Origin of the sequence: Shewanella sp. SW24 (assembly GCF_025653395.1) — a bacterium.
Classification (GTDB): domain Bacteria; phylum Pseudomonadota; class Gammaproteobacteria; order Enterobacterales; family Shewanellaceae; genus Shewanella; species Shewanella oncorhynchi.
In genome coordinates this window covers 37,760-56,004 of sequence record NZ_JAKKSH010000003.1, presented here as the reverse complement: position 1 = coordinate 56,004, position 18,245 = coordinate 37,760, and the positions used below count along the sequence as shown (strand labels likewise).

20 protein-coding genes are annotated in these 18,245 nt (G+C 45.5%); 9 read left to right on the top strand and 11 right to left on the bottom strand.

Annotation, left to right across the window (positions count from 1 at the left end; translation table 11 throughout):
* Positions 1–35: 35 nt before the first annotated feature.
* The 5 genes from L5M17_RS04350 to L5M17_RS04330 form a co-directional block, all read right to left on the bottom strand.
* Positions 36–779, bottom strand: coding sequence for a 1-acylglycerol-3-phosphate O-acyltransferase (locus tag L5M17_RS04350; RefSeq protein WP_219234754.1), 744 nt, complete (start codon positions 777–779; stop codon positions 36–38).
* 162 nt (positions 780–941) lie between these two features.
* Positions 942–1,742, bottom strand: coding sequence for a metal ABC transporter permease (locus L5M17_RS04345; protein WP_168827353.1), 801 nt, complete (start codon positions 1,740–1,742; stop codon positions 942–944).
* 4 nt (positions 1,743–1,746) lie between these two features.
* Positions 1,747–2,655, bottom strand: coding sequence for a metal ABC transporter solute-binding protein, Zn/Mn family (locus L5M17_RS04340; protein WP_263145484.1), 909 nt, complete (start codon positions 2,653–2,655; stop codon positions 1,747–1,749).
* Positions 2,639–3,823, bottom strand: coding sequence for a hypothetical protein (locus L5M17_RS04335; RefSeq protein WP_105250297.1), 1,185 nt, complete (start codon positions 3,821–3,823; stop codon positions 2,639–2,641). Before L5M17_RS04335 ends, L5M17_RS04340 begins: the two co-directional genes overlap by 17 nt.
* Before the next feature lie 81 nt (positions 3,824–3,904).
* Entirely contained in the window at positions 3,905–4,195 is a 291-nt protein-coding gene (locus L5M17_RS04330) for an ABC-type zinc uptake system zinc chaperone (RefSeq protein WP_219234755.1), read from the bottom strand.
* Between the two features lie 288 nt (positions 4,196–4,483).
* Between L5M17_RS04330 and L5M17_RS04325 the strand changes: the two genes are divergently transcribed.
* Positions 4,484–4,609, top strand: coding sequence for a hypothetical protein (locus L5M17_RS04325; RefSeq protein ID WP_105250299.1), 126 nt, complete (start codon positions 4,484–4,486; stop codon positions 4,607–4,609).
* Positions 4,610–4,755: 146 nt separating this feature from the next.
* On the opposite strand, the gene L5M17_RS04320 is transcribed toward L5M17_RS04325, so the two are convergent.
* The gene (locus tag L5M17_RS04320; protein ID WP_263145479.1) at positions 4,756–5,085 is read right to left on the bottom strand and encodes a hypothetical protein; all 330 of its coding nucleotides are present in this window, start codon (positions 5,083–5,085) and stop codon (positions 4,756–4,758) included.
* 235 nt (positions 5,086–5,320) lie between these two features.
* On the opposite strand from L5M17_RS04320, the gene L5M17_RS04315 reads away from it, so the two are divergent.
* Positions 5,321–6,979, top strand: a complete 1,659-nt coding sequence (locus tag L5M17_RS04315) for a mechanosensitive ion channel family protein (RefSeq protein WP_263145476.1) — start codon at positions 5,321–5,323, stop codon at positions 6,977–6,979.
* A gap of 84 nt (positions 6,980–7,063) precedes the next feature.
* Here L5M17_RS04315 and L5M17_RS04310 read toward each other — a convergent pair whose 3' ends face one another.
* Positions 7,064–8,776, bottom strand: coding sequence for a formate--tetrahydrofolate ligase (locus tag L5M17_RS04310; protein WP_263145474.1), 1,713 nt, complete (start codon positions 8,774–8,776; stop codon positions 7,064–7,066).
* Positions 8,777–9,120: 344 nt separating this feature from the next.
* Positions 9,121–9,951, bottom strand: a complete 831-nt coding sequence (locus L5M17_RS04305; protein ID WP_081729006.1) for a MaoC/PaaZ C-terminal domain-containing protein — start codon at positions 9,949–9,951, stop codon at positions 9,121–9,123.
* A gap of 727 nt (positions 9,952–10,678) precedes the next feature.
* Here L5M17_RS04305 and L5M17_RS04300 point away from each other — a divergent pair.
* A complete protein-coding gene (locus tag L5M17_RS04300) occupies positions 10,679–11,452 on the top strand; it encodes a methyltransferase domain-containing protein (RefSeq protein ID WP_198571971.1) in 774 nt (257 codons plus the stop codon).
* Positions 11,453–11,485: 33 nt separating this feature from the next.
* Here L5M17_RS04300 and L5M17_RS04295 read toward each other — a convergent pair whose 3' ends face one another.
* Positions 11,486–12,388 (bottom strand): TraB/GumN family protein, encoded by a 903-nt coding sequence (locus L5M17_RS04295; RefSeq protein WP_263145471.1) that lies wholly within the window; start codon positions 12,386–12,388, stop codon positions 11,486–11,488.
* A 48-nt stretch (positions 12,389–12,436) separates the two neighbouring features.
* Here L5M17_RS04295 and L5M17_RS04290 point away from each other — a divergent pair, with 48 nt between their 5' ends.
* Both L5M17_RS04290 and L5M17_RS04285 read left to right on the top strand, forming a co-directional pair.
* Complete coding sequence (locus tag L5M17_RS04290) at positions 12,437–12,745, top strand: prephenate dehydrogenase (protein WP_105250305.1); 309 nt, start codon at positions 12,437–12,439, stop codon at positions 12,743–12,745.
* A 165-nt stretch (positions 12,746–12,910) separates the two neighbouring features.
* On the top strand, positions 12,911–14,668 hold the full coding sequence (locus L5M17_RS04285) for a GGDEF domain-containing protein (protein ID WP_168827332.1): 1,758 nt from the start codon (positions 12,911–12,913) through the stop codon (positions 14,666–14,668).
* 43 nt (positions 14,669–14,711) lie between these two features.
* On the opposite strand, the gene L5M17_RS04280 is transcribed toward L5M17_RS04285, so the two are convergent.
* A complete protein-coding gene (locus L5M17_RS04280) occupies positions 14,712–15,236 on the bottom strand; it encodes a DUF3016 domain-containing protein (protein ID WP_219251030.1) in 525 nt (174 codons plus the stop codon).
* A gap of 278 nt (positions 15,237–15,514) precedes the next feature.
* On the opposite strand from L5M17_RS04280, the gene L5M17_RS04275 reads away from it, so the two are divergent.
* On the top strand, positions 15,515–15,823 hold the full coding sequence (locus tag L5M17_RS04275) for a hypothetical protein (RefSeq protein ID WP_105250308.1): 309 nt from the start codon (positions 15,515–15,517) through the stop codon (positions 15,821–15,823).
* Positions 15,824–15,958: 135 nt separating this feature from the next.
* A complete protein-coding gene (locus L5M17_RS04270; RefSeq protein WP_168827330.1) occupies positions 15,959–16,273 on the top strand; it encodes a hypothetical protein in 315 nt (104 codons plus the stop codon).
* Between the two features lie 13 nt (positions 16,274–16,286).
* On the opposite strand, the gene L5M17_RS04265 is transcribed toward L5M17_RS04270, so the two are convergent.
* Entirely contained in the window at positions 16,287–16,796 is a 510-nt protein-coding gene (locus L5M17_RS04265; RefSeq protein WP_212599624.1) for a DUF4240 domain-containing protein, read from the bottom strand.
* Between the two features lie 127 nt (positions 16,797–16,923).
* On the opposite strand from L5M17_RS04265, the gene L5M17_RS04260 reads away from it, so the two are divergent.
* Together L5M17_RS04260 and L5M17_RS04255 are read left to right on the top strand one after the other, a co-directional pair.
* A complete protein-coding gene (locus L5M17_RS04260) occupies positions 16,924–17,304 on the top strand; it encodes a hypothetical protein (RefSeq protein ID WP_105250311.1) in 381 nt (126 codons plus the stop codon).
* Between the two features lie 82 nt (positions 17,305–17,386).
* Complete coding sequence (locus L5M17_RS04255) at positions 17,387–18,184, top strand: response regulator (protein ID WP_263145466.1); 798 nt, start codon at positions 17,387–17,389, stop codon at positions 18,182–18,184.
* The last annotated feature ends 61 nt before the right edge of the window (positions 18,185–18,245 follow it).

Genomic DNA, 18,245 nt, shown 5'->3' with positions numbered 1-18,245 from the left:
CTCCGTTAAGGTAAATCTGGCTCAAATTGGCGCTATTATACGTCATCACTCGCGAGAGTTTTACCCATAAGTGCTGCCGCTTCTTGATTTATCTCAGCAAATCTCGCCGACATGCTGGCATGGATTTGCGCAGAGAAGTTTTTCACATCGGCTTTATCTAAACTTGCGGTCGGCACAGGTGCCATCATATCGATGATGACGACACCATTATTCCAGCGATTTAACTTAATATGGCTCTGACACGAAGCAACCACTGGCACCACTGGCACTCCCGCCGCGATTGCAGTATGGAAAGCTCCCGCTTTAAAAGGTAACAGACCACGACCACGCGAACGTGTACCTTCAGGAAAAATCCATACGGATAGATTCTTCTGCTTAATTTTTTCAACCGTTTTAGCCATAGTATCAAAGGCACTGTGACGGTTTTTACGGTCGATAAGAATATTACCTGACAACCAATAAATTTGACCGAATAGCGGCATCCACGCCAAACTCTTCTTGCCCAAACTCACTGTACCTTTAGGAACTGCTGTCGTATGAGTAAAGAGATCAAAGTTATTCTGATGATTTGCTAAGAAAATATACGGGCCGTCCTGCACATCTTCGTGCCGGCGAACAATCACTTTAATCCCAAGGATTGGCGCAACCGATGAGAAGATCTTGGCGAACATATGTACATTGTCGCGATGGCGAGGCCTTAATAAACACACTAAGCCACCAAAAATAAAGGCAAGCAACAAAGATACCGCCAACAACATTGATCTGACGATTAAAAGCACGATTTACTCCGACTGTAAAAGTGGCGACAGTATAGCCACCATGGCTTTGGGACTCAATATATTGTTTACATCTGTAAGCTGACTTGCTAACAAGCAAGCAAAAAAAGCCCATCGATATACTGAACCTCCAGTGTATCGATGGGCTTTAAGATTAATATCGAACTAAGCGTGGTGCTTGGGTAGGATTTCAGACTCAGTTGCCTGAGGCGAGACTTTACTTAACACAAAGCGGATCACTAAGGCACTCACGGCCAAAGTCGCGACAATTGCCGCACCACTAGGGAGGTCTAAGGTCGCCGATAGAACTAAGCCCAAAACATAGCCCAGTAAACCGACGAGGTAAGCGTAAAATAGCCGACCTTTACCACGGTACTTGTTCAACGCTAAAGCTGGCAATATCAAGGTACTGAACACCAGATAAACACCTACTAATTCAACCGATAAGGTAATCACTAGCGCAAATAGCAGATAAAATCCTGCCCCGTCCAACATCTGGGGGCGCAGGAATATCGCTAATAACACCAGTGAATACACTACAGCCGGCAAAATCAGTTGTGACCAACTCACCCACAGGATCTGACCTGACATCAATTGCTTTAACAACTCCGCGCCGTGTGGGTCGTTTGCCAGCAACAGCATTGCGGCTACCGCAGACAAGACGTAAAAGCAGCCAATCATAGCCTCTAACTCACCCGCCATCCGCTTAGCTAACCAAGCGATAAAACCTGCACCAGCAAGGGCAAATACAGCGGGCATCCACACATTAGAAAAAGGGATATCTTCTAATCTGTGATCCATGTGAGCAACGATGGCACCTAAGGCTGCAACTTGCGCTATCGCTAAATCGATAAAGATGATGCCACGCTTAAGTACTTGTCTCCCAAGTACAATATGCGTCGACAACACTAAGATCCCCGCAGCCAATGCAGGCAACAGAATCGACATCAGCTCAAGATCAAACATAGGTTTATTTCACTCCATTTAAGAGGGAAATCACGCTGTCATACAGGCTAAATAAATCTTGGCTCTTATCATTCCCCCCCACAGACATAGGCAGCATTACCACGGGCAAGTTCGCTTTTTCACCCAGCCATTTTGCACCGCGCTCATCCTGATAAGATGCCACAACTACGGCCAGAATATCCCCCTGCTCGGCGCGCGTCAGCAGACTCGCTAAGTGGCCGCTAGTGGGAGCTAAACCCGGTTTTGGCTCTAAATCTGCCACTTGCTCGATACCAATCCAGTTGAATAAGTATCTGAAGCTTGAGTGGTAAGCGATCACTTTTTTACCTTGTAATCCCTTAGCTTGCGCTTCCCAACGCGGGACAGCAGCTTGCCAGCGAGTGGTAAAATCTGTCAGTGACTGTTGATAATCGGCCGCACCAGCAGGATCTAACTGAGTCAGCTTCGCACTCAATGCCGTGGCGACTTTTAACAGTCGCGTCGGGTCAAAATGAATATGTGGATTGCCTTGAGCATGCACATCACCCATGCTGCGATCGACAGTGGCCAGTTTATCTAAGGTCTCGATTTGATCGGCGGCGAAAAATAAGCCTTGATCGGTCGAGCGCACTTTTGCGTTTGCCGACTTCATCTGCAGCATAGGCAACCAACCCACTTCAAGATCGGCACCTGCGCACACCACAAGATCCGCCTGACGCATTTTAGCGATCAAACTCGGACGCGCCTGCACTTGGTGAGGGTCTTGTAATGCCGTCGTTGCCGAATAGATGCTAGCCGTTGGAGCAAGCTCCTTGGTCAATGCCGCGTATTCAGGTTCACAGGCAAACACATTCAGCTCGGCATGGGCCAAACCAGTATAAGTGACAGATAAGGCCACAGCGGCCAATTTAGCTAAATTAGAATTGATGCGCACCGTGAGCCCCCAGAGACATAATGTATTGAATAGTGAAGATGTTATCGTCTTCAATTCCGTCGAAGTTAGTACCCTTTTGATTGGTATACTGGAAACGAACCGTCGAGAAGTGGCTAGAATGCCAAGCCAAACTCACCTCAGATTCCTTCAACTTTTGCCCATGAAAATGATCGCCATGGAGCTCTTGCGTATCAGCTTCACCGTAACGCACACCCGCTGACCAGCTCGGCGTGAATTGGTACACACTGCTCAGATACCAACCTTGGTGGTAATCTTGGCTCGGAGCATCCTCAGGATGTAAATCGATAGGTGTAAAATCGCTCACGCGATAGTACTCACCGCTCACAGTGAGATTTTGATATTTGTAGTTACCGTTAGGCGCCCACTTATAAACAAAATCAGCACCATAGGTATTTTTACCTGTGTAAGATGCGGCATGGCTATGACCTTCGTGCTCATCACCATGGGCATGCTCATCTTCATGTTCCCCTTCTTCATGGGCAGTCACTTGGCCATTTTCGTTGCGCAAGTAACTCAACCCCGCTTGCCATGAGCTATTATCGCCTATGTCGCCACCTATTTTTGAGTACAAGGTATAAACACCGACCTTCTTAAACTCACGCTCACCATGCTCATCGGCAGCACGTAAACTATCGCCCTTAAAGGCTTCAACGCCCATGGTCCAATACAAGTCCGTCGGCGCTACGTAGTTAAAACGTATACCGTCATCAAAATAATGTCCCCCTAAAAATGCACGGTAAACCACAGGACGGTCGGTGAAGGAATCAGTATGTAAATGTTGGTTATTGAGGTAACCAATGTCCGATAAGAAACGGCCACCACGGATAGAAAACCCCGCTGGCATCGCCATGGTTTGAATAAAGGCTTCTTCCAGATTCAGTTCAGTCTCACCGTCATGCATTTCAACTACTGCGGTGATTTTACCGTAAAACATATCATCGATATTGGCACTCATCGCCAGTTCAGTTTCACCTAAACCAAAGCCATCTGGACTCTCGGCTAATGGGCGTTCTCCCGTCTGATAATATCCATTTAGCACACCACTGATATTAGGGTTGGTCAAGCTCGAGTCTTCTGCAAATAAGCTAGGCGAAACGAGCGCACACGCCAAAGCCACCAAAGAAATTCGGGTATTTAAAACAGTCATGATATCTCCAAAATACAACTAGCACTCGACGACCGATGTTAAGTCATCAAGAAATACAATAAGTTAAAATTTTAAGTTGATTTAGAGAGCGAAGGGAGGCGCACGACTGCGATAAACACTGACGTGTTCAAAAATAGAGGAGGGTAAAATAAATTCGACCACATCGAAATGCTGTATAGCTAAATTCAGCGTCAGCGGATGGGTCAATAAAATCTTGTTGAGTTGGTGCTGATGGAAGCACAGGGTACAGTGAGTCTTAGCGCCATCATCAAGATGGGTCACACTATGGGCTGAGGCAGCAAGAGACAGCAATATCAGTACGGCAGCAAGCCATACCGAAATTGTGCGTCTAATGTGACTTTTAAGTCTCACTCAGTCGTCCCCATAGTTAAAAAGTTGCATAAGTCTATGTCAGTGCAATAGCAAGTTGCAATAAGGTAATCGCTTTGCAAAAGGTTACAAGATATTTGAGGTACCCAGTCTTACCAATAACTCCTTGTATCAATAGCGGTAGGATCTTGCGAGAACTCAGGTAAAAAAACGCATTTAAGATTAGCTTAAGTGAGTGTAACTATAGTGTATTTAGTTTTTATGTCTGCGAGCACAATGACGAAATCAAGCTCGATATGGCTCCGTTTTATCCACCTAAAGGCAACTATTATGCTAGCATTTTTTCGTGAAAACTTAGGGCTTATCTTAGGGATAGTCATCTTCAGCGCGGTGATATTTGGTGGTATTTATTACGTTGAGCACTCCTTAACGAGTCAAGAACAAGTCGTGCAGTAAACAAAGACTCATTAAGCGCGCCTGCAGTTCGCCCCTTAAATCCTCTTAGTTGCATTTTGAGCGCCTGCTAAAGGCGCTCAAATGATGTTCATCTCTGGAAAATTGTACCGCTGATTTTCCTATCCATGACGAATCCACTTATTAGCCTAACGATACTTCTGTCTTTGATCGCTATCATCGACTTGCTCGGGCGCTTCAATGGTGATGACTTGATCCATAAAATGGCTCACAAACAACAACATCAACGAAAAAATCATTACAGGGATCGCAAAATACCGCACAGAGGCATCAAAGTAACTGTATCCCGCCGTAAACACACTCAAATAAAATCCTAATAACTTGAGTTTAGCCAATGTTGGACTGCGGCCTAACCAAGCCGCACAATGGGGACAACGCACTTGAGCGTCGAAACCTTTGCCTCTTTGCTTGCTAATGTCACTGACCTTGATGTATTGATTACAATGGGAACACAACATGAAAACACGATTCCTAAATAACGATGCGCAAGTTTACCAGATATCGACTAGAGTTCGGCCTGTAAATACCCAAAATGTCGGAAAAAGCAGATAAAGCACCGCACTCAAGGTTAAGCTCAAATCAACCCCACCCTAAAAAAGTTTAATTCCAAGGGCTATTTCACTCGCAGATATTTTACAGTAGATCCGGCAACATCTATCATACTCAGACATATTTCTACTTAAGATCACTCCTATGCACCGCTACCTCGCTCTCGTGTTTGCCCTGCTAATACCACTACTCAGCCTTTCATCCCAAGCGCAAACTGAACCTGTCGCTGCAACCGAAAGCCCATCCAGCACTCCTGTAACGCTCAAGGCTGAACTGGCAATGCTGCAACAGGCTATCGATACGGATATACGTAAACTAAAAAATGCCAAAGGCGAATTGAAGACAATTGTTGAATATCGAATTCAAAACAAAACCTTACAGTTACGTAATAAGATTAAAGATCTGCTCGAAGCAACGCCAATCGACAAAGCTTTTCTGCAACCATTAATCCAAGGACAACTTAACTACATCCAACAAATTGATGCTTATATCGATGACAACATTAGTAAATTAGAACAGCAATTAGGTTCGAGCACAGATGATGCGACTCTACTGGAAATATCAAAGCGCGAATTAGAAAAAGACACCTATTACAAGCAACAACTCGAGACGCTCACTTGGCTCGAACAAGTTGGCCAAGATATTAGCGAAGCACAAAAATCACTGATGCAAATTTTAGTAGCTCGTGCCGATACGCTAGAAAGTTTAGTGACTTATACCCAGCAGCAACTACAAGCAGCAATCGATACCGCAACCAATGCAGGTAAAGATGTCACTTCGGCGCAAACCAGCCACGTAATGATGTTAAAGGAACGCTTAGCACAAAATAGTCAGAGCTTAAATATCGACATCAGCCTACTCGACGCTTTAGGCCATGATACCGCCGCGCTGAAAAAGACACTCTTTAGTGTTTCAGGTGATATCACTCAAGATGTGTTGAACTTTGATGTGGCATCAAGTCTCGTTGAGCAGTGGCTAAATACGGCACAAGAACAAGCGATTAATCACGGCCCTACCGTCGTGTTTAAGTTATTTGTTTTCTGTTTGATCTTGTTTATTGCGGGTCTCGCCGGCAAGTTAGCCAAACAGATAGTGAAAAATACCGTTAGCAATTCTAAGTTGAATTTAAGTAAGTTATTACAAGACTTCTTCACCTCGCTATCAGGTAAAGCCGTCTTTACTATCGGGCTGTTAATTGCCCTTTCACAGCTTGGGATCGAACTTGGTCCCTTGCTCGCAGGCTTTGGTATCGCGGGTGTTATTATTGGTTTTGCCCTGCAAGATACCCTGTCGAATTTCGCCTCAGGCATGATGATCTTAATTTACCGTCCCTATGATGTGGGCGATTTGATCAACGCCGCTGGCGTCACCGGACGCGTCAGTCACATGAGTCTGGTCTCCACTACGATTAAAACCATGGATAACCAACGTCTTATTATTCCTAATAATAAGATTTGGGGTGACACAATTAACAACATCACAGCTGAGCATCAACGTCGAGTCGATATGACCTTTGGGATCAGTTATAGCGATAGCATCGAACAGGCTGAAGCGATTCTCAAGTCCATCGTCGAAGCGCATCCTAAGGTACAACCATTGCCAGAACCGACGATTAAACTACATCTATTGAGCGAATCTTCGGTCGACTTTATCGTTCGCCCTTGGGCAAAACCGGAAGATTACTGGGAAGTATATTGGGACATTACCCGCGAAGTGAAAATGCGCTTTGACGCCGAAGGGATCAGTATTCCCTTCCCACAGCGTGATGTGCATATCTATCAAACCACGAAATCACCGCTTTAAACCAGCGTTAAACGAGAGAAGAAGGGCGTTGCAATGAGCTCGCCCTTATTTTTATCTCTGGCCTATAAATCTCTGCATCAAGTGTTAGCCTAAGCCGACTATCTCACCTTGCGCATCAATATCAATTTTTAAGTAACCCGGTTTCAGCCCTAGTCCTGGCATAGTCATCACATTCCCCACCAAGGCGGTGATAAACCCCGCACCAGCATGCAAGACTAAACCACGCACTGGGATCTCAAAGTCCTGAGGAACGCCCTTTAAGCTAGGATCGTGACTAATTGATAACGGCGTTTTGGCCATACACAGGGGCAAATGTCCATAACCTAATACGGTCAGCTGCTGCGCCTGTTGTTTGGCCTCGATAGAAAGGCTAACGCCCGCTGCGCCATACCCCACCTCGGCTAAGGTGGATAACTTAGCCTCCAATGAGGCTTCATCTGAATATAACAGCTTGAACTGACTCTCGGTTTCAGCGGCGCGAACCACAGTCTGCGCTAAGGCGACAGCGCCAGCCTCCCCTTGGCTAAAAGCATCGCTGACCTCACAGCCAAAGGCGCTGCTCGCGTTGACGGCTTCAGTTAGCCATTGCAACTCGGCATCAGTGTCAGTGGCGAAACGGTTAATGGCAACCACCACAGGAATACCATAGCGAGCCACATTATTGATATGCCAGTTTAAATTTGCAAAGCCTGCTTCGAGTCGAGCCTGATCTGGTAGATTGATATCTGACTCAGACACCAAACCACTATTGGCCTTCAGCGCTTTTAAGGTGGTGACCAGCACAGCGGCGGCCGGCACCTGACCCGATTGACGCACCTTGATATTACAGAACTTTTCAAAGCCCATATCTGAGCCAAAACCAGCTTCAGTCACCACAAAATCCGCCAGTCTGAGGGCGATATCATCAGCAATAATGGATGAATTACCGTGGGCAATATTGGCAAAGGGTCCCGCATGGATAAGGCAAGGTGAACCATTTAAAGTCTGCATTAACGTCGGCTTTATCGCATCCGCCATGATGGCCGTCATCGCGCCAGCGACACCTAAGTCTTCGGCAGTGATCACTTGCCCTTGGGTATTTAAGGCCAGCACTAAACGACCGATCCGCGCCCGCATATCCGCCAAATTATGACTTAAGGCTAAAATCGCCATTAACTCTGAGGCGGCGGTGATATCAAAACTGGAGGCGTACTCTGGGCCATTATTATCGCCTAAGCCCACCTGGATTTGCCTAAGACAGCGATCGTTGTGATCGACCACTCGGTGCCAACGGATCTCACTGGGATCGATATCCAAAAACGCTTGCCCAGATTGCGCCTCAAATTCCGCCTTACCTAAGCGCGCTTCATGAAATAGCCGCGCCGCAATCGCCGCAGCCCCTAAATTGTGGGCACTGCTCACGGCATGAATATCACCCGTGAGATGCAAATTCATCTCCTGCATGGGCACCACTTGCGCATAACCGCCACCCGCAGCGCCACCTTTTACCCCAAATACAGGCCCCATGCTGGGCTGGCGAATACAGGCACAGGCCTTTTTGCCTATGGCATTTAACGATTGCGTTAAGCCAATGCTAGTCACTGTTTTACCTTCACCGTGAGGCGTAGGCGTGACTGCGGTGACGATAATCAATTTGCCTTTGCACTGCCCAGCCAAACGCTGCAACACACTGAGCTCGACCTTGGCTTTAGTGTGACCAAATTGCATCATCTCTTCGGGTAATAGACCTAAGTCGGCGCCCAGTTCATTAATGTCTTTTAGGCTAGCGCGATTCGAAATATCCATATCTGTCAGCATGCGTCGGTTTCTCCCTTTCAGATACACTCTGGTTTAGTATGAGAGTTCAACTAACAACACTCATTGAATAGGGCGGATATTAGGTGATTGGCTTTAAGATATATAGCCGTCGAAAGGGTTAATGAGCGATTCCTTAATCTGCATCAAATAATCTGCCCTGCGTTCGAGCGGCTCAAGAGCGCCGTCGCCGCCAATGAGATCGAGCTCAGTCATTAGCAATGGTTCAGTATCTGGTAGGCATCTATGGGTCACAGCGTACCTTGATTTTTGTTTCTCAAAAGCAACAACCATAAACAACAACGGCGCCAGAAGGCGCCGTGGTTGTATGTATTATTGAGTGCGGCTTAAAACTGCACATCGCCACTTAAATGAGGTCGACGGCCTTTGCTGTCACGTAATTCAAATACCATATTATTAGCATTCTGCTCATAGCCAAATCCAACATCGGCAGGCATCAAGAGTGGCAGCTTAAAGGTCACATCCACAGTGAATGGACGATCGCCAATACTTGGCATCAACTCTGCTAAACAACGGGCCTTAGACCACATGCCATGGGCGAGCACTCGATCAAAGCCAAAACGCTTTGAAAGCACGGGATGCAGATGGATCAAGTTATAGTCGCCAGATGCCTTAGCATAACGACGACCTAAATCTTCACTCAAACTCCAGCTTTGTGGTGTTTCCCATGCCATATCAATGGCTTTAGGTGGGCGAACGCGACGTCCAGCAACATCGATACGATATAAATAGGTGGATAGCGATTCCCAGACGAGTTCTTCACCCACAAACGCCTTAGACACAAATTCAAACTCTAAGCCAGAATCCGTCTCGCGGCTCGTGGTCAAAGCGCACTCGAGGGAGAAAGTCTCGTCCACCGTCACAGGCCGATACACTTGAATACGATTCTTAAGGTGGATCATCCCAAGCAGTGGGAAAGTGATCCCATCGTGGGTAAAGATCACCGCATGCAGGCGAAATGCCATCACGTAGAGATAGGTTGGCGGTAGAACTTTACCGTCAAATTGAAAACCACACACCTGCGCATATTGGCTTACTTTAGCTTCAGACACAGTCACATGCGGCGCGGTCACCTTGATTTGGGGCAACGGCTGTTGATCCCAACCAGGCTTACGGCCAAAGAAGATCTTGCGATAAAGAGAAAACAGCGACGGCATCGCGTTCAATTCAACACAATATGCATTATTCAAGTCTGAGTACCTTTTAATTAACTATCCCTTGGCACAAAAATACATTGCCATAAATTACCCCGCACAGACGAGTAACGTCTGATCAATCAAGCTGATAACGAGTGTAAAACAGGCAGTGCTGCGTCTTAATAAGGGCTGATGCTGACTCTCCGAATGGACAACTATACCCAAACAACCTGAAAATGCAGGATTCAGCGGGAATTTAACGCACTTTAGGCAAGGCCCTTTATTGCTCCTGCATAAATGGCATTCACGCCATCCATGGCGATTGCGGTTATTTGCGGACCTAGTGGACTAAGTTCAAAATAACCAACACAGCATAAAGTGCATTAAAACCCGCCGGGACGGAGCGCCTAGGGCACTTCACTTCCGTGTTGCATCAATTCAAAAGGTGGCCGACATTCTGTCATTGATGCACCTTGAATTGAAGCACCCTAGGCGCTCTGAAACTCGTATCTTCAGGTCGCTTGGGTATATAGAGTCAGGTTTGGCGAAAACGGCGTGATTATAACCCAGAGCACTGAGTTCTGTGTATCCCTAAGTTTAGTAGGAATAATTACTACTAATAAAATCAATACATTAAAAATTAACGATGCAAATTTATCCATCTCAACTCGGCAATAACATCTCCAGAGTGCGAAAAATTTACGACTGTGCCACACTATCGTTCCACTCTCTTTAACCTAGTTATCACGTGCAAGATAAGAATTTTGATAAGCTCGCGCAAAAATTTGCGAAAAACATCTATGGTACGCCCAAGGGCGAAATTCGTGCCGCAGTGCTATGGCGCGACCTCGTCCCCGCGCTGGCAAAACTGGGGGATAAAAAACTCAGAGTATTAGATGCGGGCGGTGGTTTTGGTTACTTTAGCCAAAGATTAGCGCGCCTCGGCCACGAAGTTGTACTCTGCGATATCTCTGCTGAGATGCTGGCTCAAGCCAAAGAACAAATTGATGCCTCCCCTGAACCATTAGCTATCCAGCTTATCCATGCGCCTATCCAAGCATTATCGGTCGATAACCATGGCTATTTCGATATCATACTGTGTCATGCAGTCGTCGAATGGTTAACGGATGCGAAGCCCACCGTAGCGGGTTTACTTACTATGCTAAAACCCGGCGGATTATTCTCTTTGATGTTTTACAACAAAGAAGCCATGCGCTTTCATGCTTTAGTATCGGGCAATTTCGATTACGTCGCCGCTGATTTAAAAGTGAAGAAGAAAGTGCGACTAACTCCTACTCATCCACTTTATATTCAAGAAGTTAAAGATTGGTTTAGCGAATGGCAAATGTCACTCATCAGCCAGTCTGGCGTACGTGTCATCCACGACTATTTGAAAAAGAGTCAGCCTGCGGATTTCGACTATCACAAGCTGCTACAAATGGAGCTGGAGTACTCGCAACGCGAACCCTATATTTCCCTCGGCCGATATGTGCACTTTTTAGGGCAAAGCTTTGCAGTGTGAACGCGCGTCGTTACAAACGCGCTGCCTAAACGATTACTGACAAGTCTGTTTCCAGCAGGCGCTCACTTTGGCGCCTGCTTGTTCTAGCAATTGCACCACGCTTTTATCTCCCACCACATGGCCAGCACCAACCACCACAAACAAAGGTGAAGTCACGTCAGTCGAGCCCATTAATTTTATAATGCCATCGGCCATCACATGGTTTCGCTGCCAGAGGATTTTCTCTAGCATTTTAGTGTCGCCCTCGCCGCCCATTTGCTCCTGCATTATGGCATCAAGCTCAGTTTCATTACCTGAACGCCAAGCCGTTATTAACGATAAAAGCTCCGCATCCGATGCGCTAATCGCCTCACGCACCATAGACCACTGCTCTTGGCTATTAAAAGACGCTAACAATTGAAATTGTGACTCGGCGGTTTCCAACGGATACACAGGCAAAGTCGCATATCGAGCCATCAACTGCATATCAACGCCATAATCCGTGCTGTAACCTAAGTCGTTATAACGCAATAAGTTAACTTGAGTAGCCTGCAGCCAAGGTGCAAAAGATTGTATCGACTGACAAACATTTGCCGTGGTCGCGCAATAGGGCGTCATGCTCTCGACCGTTTGCTTATCTCGGCTCTGCCAATCTAAACCCTTAGTTTTATCGGCGCGGCCGTATTGTTGCAGTAAGGCTGTGCTATCGACTTTATTGATATCGACTTCTACAACTAAGCCCTTAGCTTTACCCAACGCGGTTTCAATTTGGGTGGGTAAAGGATAAAAGTCGGCACGTCCAATATGAATCGAACCTAGCAAATACGCGCTCTTGCCTTGCCATTGCACTTGATAAAATGGTGGTTTATCGGTTTCTGCACCCACCACTTTTGCGCTCAAACCCGCTAACGCCATAAAACAGATTGATGTAATTAGTCGCCATTGGCTTGTTGCCATATCCTTTGCCCCTTATAATTCCTGCAAATTTTGCAATGAGACGCTGTTATGCCACATACCAAGGTTATAGAGCAACTGAAAGAAAATCTTCAAATCGCCTATCGCCAAGCCATAGACGCCGACGCTAAGTTAGATGAGCTAAAGAAAGCTGGCCATGGAAACTTCACCAGCATATTCACTGCAGAACAAGGTTTTATCGCTTCGAGTAATCGCTTTCTGCCCTATGTGCAAGAGTTGGTCGATGACTTAACTCGCATGGAAGAACATCAAACGCTCGATCCTAAAGAACTCGAAACCTATGTGCGTCAGTTAGGCGCATTACTGCAAACATTGCAGGCCTTTAAGAAGCAAAGCTAAACCGAGATTAGGGGCTGAAACTCACCTTAGATTTCAGCTCTTTCCATGGTATATCTAATCAAGCCCACCAACACAGATAGGTAGCACTAAGCTTCCCCAAAACTGTCATCATTTTGTCATTTCTAAGTCATAGACTCCGCTCACATAGACGAAGGGGCTAACGTAATGACAAGTTTAGATCTGGCTAAAGAGCTCGATAAAATAATCTCTAAAGCTGCAATCAGTCCCTTATTTCAGCCAATTTTCAATATATTAGAACATAAAATTCATGGTTTTGAGGCGTTAAGCCGTGGCCCTGAACACAGCCCGTTATACTCCCCAGTCCCGCTATTTCAGACCGCCGAACATCAAGGTAAATTAAGCGAGCTAGAAACCCTTTGTCGCCGTATTTCACTCGAGCAATTTAAGTTGCGTCAGTTTCAAGGCAAGCTGTTTATCAATATCTCGCCCAAGGCATTATTAGATCCCGCCCACCCCAAGGGCATGACCTTACAACTGTTGCAACAACTCGGCATAGCGCCATCACAGGTTGTGATTGAACTGTCAGAGCAATATCCCGCCGATGATATCGATTTACTCAAATCCTGCTTGAATCACTATCGTAGCCAAGGTTTTTTAACGGCGATCGATGACTTAGGTGCAGGTTATTCGGGTCTGAGACTCTGGTCAGAATTGTCACCCGACTATGTCAAAATCGACCGTCACTTTATCCATCAGATTGATTCGACTCCCGTCAAACAGGAATTTGTCCGCTCGATTGTGGAGTTATGCCAAAGTTTAACCTGCAAAGTGATAGCCGAAGGAATTGAAACGCAAGAGGAATTAGCCGTACTCAAACAACTGGGTATCGTCTATTGCCAAGGCTACTTACTCGGTCGTCCAGAAGTGCTCCCCTGCCGCGCGATGAAAGCGACCTTAGTGCCGAGCAATACTCAAATTCAACCTAGATACAGCGAATCGGCCGAGAGCCTGTGCACGAGTGCCATAACCGTAGTGCCCACGCTTAAACTCAAATTCTTAAGTGACACCTTTATCTCGCAACCTGCATTACAGGCGGTTGTAGTGGTCGATAACCAGTTGCCACTCGGTATTATCAGCCGCGCGACCTTACTTGAACTCTTCAGCACACCCTATGGTCGCGCCTTACATGAAAATCATGCAGTGAGTGAAGTGATGGATCCGCAAGTTATCCAGATTGAGGCCAACGAACCTTTATCCACCGTAAGTCAATTACTGACCTCAGAGAGTGCTAATACGGTAGCGCAACAGTTCATTATCCTTCGCCGTGGAAAACTACTCGGCATAGGCCATACCAAGGATTTGCTACAAAGGATCACAGAGCACAGAATTAAGATGGCGCGCCATGCGAATCCTCTTACAGATTTGCCGGGTAATGTGCCCATTCAAGAGGAATTAAAACGCCTTAAGATCCAAAAGAAACATTTTTATCTAGCCTATTTTGATCTGTGTAACTTTAAGCCCTATAACGATATTTATGGATTTTGCCGTGGCGATGAAGTGATTTGTGAAGTGGCGAATCTGTTACTGAAGTATAAAAGCGACAATTGCTTTGTTGGCCATGTCGGCGGCGATGACTTTGTAATTATCAGCACCTGTGAGCATATGATCAGCCGTTGCCAGCGAATTCTAGCGGATTTTGAAACCCATAAGCATTTGTTTTATAGCGCAGATCACTGGCTGGCCCAGGAAATGCTCGCCGACGATAGAAAAGGTGAAGCCTGTTACCATCAATTGATCAGTCTGTGTGTAGGCATTTTACCACCCGCACTCACCTTTAACGCCCATGAACACAGTCTATCGACCTTAAGCGCTAGGGCAAAAAAACAGGCAAAATCCGCAAATAACGGATTTTACCTGTTAGAAAATCATCTGATTATCGACACTCAGGCACTAACGGCATAGCTGAACAGCTTTAATACTCAGCATTAGCGACCGATATGAGTCATTAAAGTTGTGGTGCAATCGTCTTCTTTAACCACTCGGTTAACATTTTGGTTTCGTACATAAAAGGCTTATCATTTAAAGATTGGATCCCCCCCATGAACCCCATATCCGACAGTTTTTCATCGCCCGCGATAATCACTTTATCATTTTCTAAGACTTGATAAGAAAAAGTCATACGCGGCGGATAAATGTCTTTGATAATGCGTAAATCATTGGCGGTCGCACCAAATGTTGGACGCATATCACCCGCCAGATCAACATCGGTAATGGTCATTTCAAGCTTTTGATTTGGTTTTAAAATCTTCGCAGCTTCTTTATTGATGTTTTCTGTTAATGTTTCAAATAAGCGCTTCTCATAACGGGATTGGAGCTCCCCTGATGATTTTATATCGCGATAATCTTTAGGACTTTGCCAAACAATTTTAACCACACCATCTTCGGTGATGGGATCCACAGGCGCTTCATCGGCCGCCCAAGCCGCACTGCAACTTAATACACCTGCGAGTAAAAGGGACTGAATTTTCATGTTTGCCTCCAAGGCCTAGATAACTTTCTGAGAACCACAGTACAAAATCTAACCTGAACTAGAGCTTAACGCAAAACTGATATAAGTACAGCAAATGTGTCGTAAGCTTTTGTATAATTAAGTAAATATTATTTAACCATCACAATCGATACGTATCTTTTTGTATCGAAATTGCACCAAGTAAGTGCATAGTTATCAATTTGTGAACATTTCACGCGCATAACGACAAAAAAAGCGTTATCCTTCCGCTATTGTTTACATTGCCCACTTAATAAAAAATGAAATTCCCTGTTGTACCTGTGTTCATTCTTATCCTGTTTACCTGCGTCGTGAGTGCGATTTGGTTTATCTCCCCGAGTGACAAAAATACTGGCCCTAAAACTTGGTCAGCCTTTATCTACAACCATGGCTATGATTCAGGAAAATATAAAAAAACCGATAACTTTGACAGCTATAATACCTGCCGCGATTTTGCACGCGAACAATCTGCCTTCTACGACAATGTGCCTTGGGAATGTGGATCTATGTGCCAGTTCGATACTCGTAAGCAAGGATTTCAATGCGAAGAAATGAAGAATGAGCACTAACTAACCATTCAGCATAGGTTCAATATTTATACAATAAACTCAGCTCCTCACAGTAAAACTCGTTTTCTTTACCGTCTAAGGATGCACGATTTAGAACTAACGTGTTAAACGTAATTTTTAACTTGGAGCTTACCTATGAACCTAAAAACGGCTTATCTATTCAACCCATATTCACGAAAACTCGCTTTATTGGCACTGCTGACAATTGGAACGAGTATCAGCCTTTCAAGCCATGCTGCACCATTGACCATCAGCCAGCAACAAGCTGTTACTGTTCATTTGAGTAAATTGGCTCAGGCGCAAAATGCGGCTGAGCATCAAATGACAGAGCAGCTTAAGCAAGATTTTAGTCAACAATTAACCGTGCAAGAACATGAGTTTATGAGCGACATCTGCCCTAAATACGGCATGACCTTCGATGTCACTACCAACGCTTGCTTGCGCTCGTAAGGTATTGCCAAGACTAAAATGGAAAACGGGCACTCAGCTCAGGGTATTGCAGCTTTAAATCCTTGGGCTTAGTGCTAAATTTTTTACCTACGGGCGTCGCCTTGCCCGATGGCATAAAGGGCAGTTCCTCACCGGTTCTATCTTCGTATAATTGCCCTGCGATAAGGTCGTATTCATCCACAAAGGGATAAGCATAGGCATCTCGCTCTGGCCAAGCGACTAAACGTGCTAGGGTGTCAGGCTGATTAACCACACCTTCGAAAATTTCTTTACCAAGCGAAATCAAAAAACACCTAAACTCGGCAAAAGCATATTCAGAATCACAACCAGTAATAATGTAAGCCGCCCCCCAAACAGACCACAGATAACTACGGCGCATCTGCTGACCAAAGATTTTATCGAAAGCTTTTAACTCTTCATTACTCAATTCGGCAAGTTTCTGCTTCAGTGCTTGAGTCAAAGACTCCTGTGATTGCGCCGCTTCCATTCGCGTGACTAAACCCCAAAACTCAACTTCTGTCATAAACGTCACCTATTAGAGCCTCTAGCAAAAAGGCATATTCTACACGATATTACGGTTATACTGGACTCGGATTAGGGCATTTCCTACACTTGCTCATCTTCTTTGCTACTGGTGTGCACTTCAATCTATGCCTAAACGTCTTATACTACTGATCACGTTATATTGCCTCTTCAGCATTGCTGCACTTTGGCGTACTGTGATGACTCAATCCCTTGATGTATTCACCCTAGGCGTCCTCCCCGTACTCGTTGGCATACTCATACGAGCGCCGTGGTCTAGCTTAGTGTTGAAAATTTATATTGGCATGCAAACCTTAGGATTCTCGGCTCTGGGGATTACAGCAATTATTGCCTATCGCATTACCCCTGAGGATGTAAAAGTGGTTGTTTCTGGTCACAATATTCCTATGTTGCCACTCACAGTGAGCATTATTGTTATTTTACTCGTGCAGTATTGGATCGCATTTTCTAAGGTCACGAGACACTATTTGACCCGCCAAACTCAGTAATGGACTTTGTTGCTAAGCTGTTATCAACAGCGTAGCTTAGCGACCCAGTAAAATACTTACGACTTTTAACTTGAAGTAGACTATGAGCCATTTATCGCCCAGCGAACTTTCCATTCTTTTGGTAGAGCCTTCAGATACACAGCGTCGAATTATTATTCAGCGCTTACAACAAGAAGGCATTCTCAGCATTCAAACCGCAGAAAACATAGAAGCGGCTAAAGATATTATTGCTCGCCATAAACCTGACCTTATTGCGAGCGCCATGCATTTCGATGATGGCACTGCCACCGATCTCTTGGGCTACTTAAGGGCCAACGCTGACTGCAAAGATATCCAATTTATGCTGGTCTCGAGTGAGTGCCGCCGTGAGCAACTTGAAATATTCCGCCAATCGGGTGTAGTAGCGATTCTACCTAAACCCTTCAGTGCCGACCATTTAGGTACAGCATTGAATGCCACGATTGATTTACTCAGCCACGATGAACTCGACCTCAGTAATTTCGATGTACAAGATGTGCGTGTATTAGTGGTCGATGATAGCCGTATGGCAAGAAACGTCATTAAACGTACGATTGGTAACTTAGGGATGAAGCTGATTACCGAGGCCGAGGATGGCGCGCAAGCCATAGCGTTAATGAAACACAATATGTTCGACTTAGTGATCACGGATTACAATATGCCGAGTGTAGATGGGCTAGCTTTGACACAATTTATCCGCAATGAAAGCCAACAATCGCACATTCCCATCTTGATGGTGTCTTCCGAAGCCAACGATACCCACCTCAGCAATGTGTCCCAAGCGGGTGTAAATGCCTTATGTGACAAACCCTTTGAACCCAAACTTGTTAAAAAATTACTCTATCAACTGTTAGAAGAATAAAACCAGAATAAAACTTAAGTCACGAACTGAGTAAATATTCTGCGCTTTACTGAACATCCTG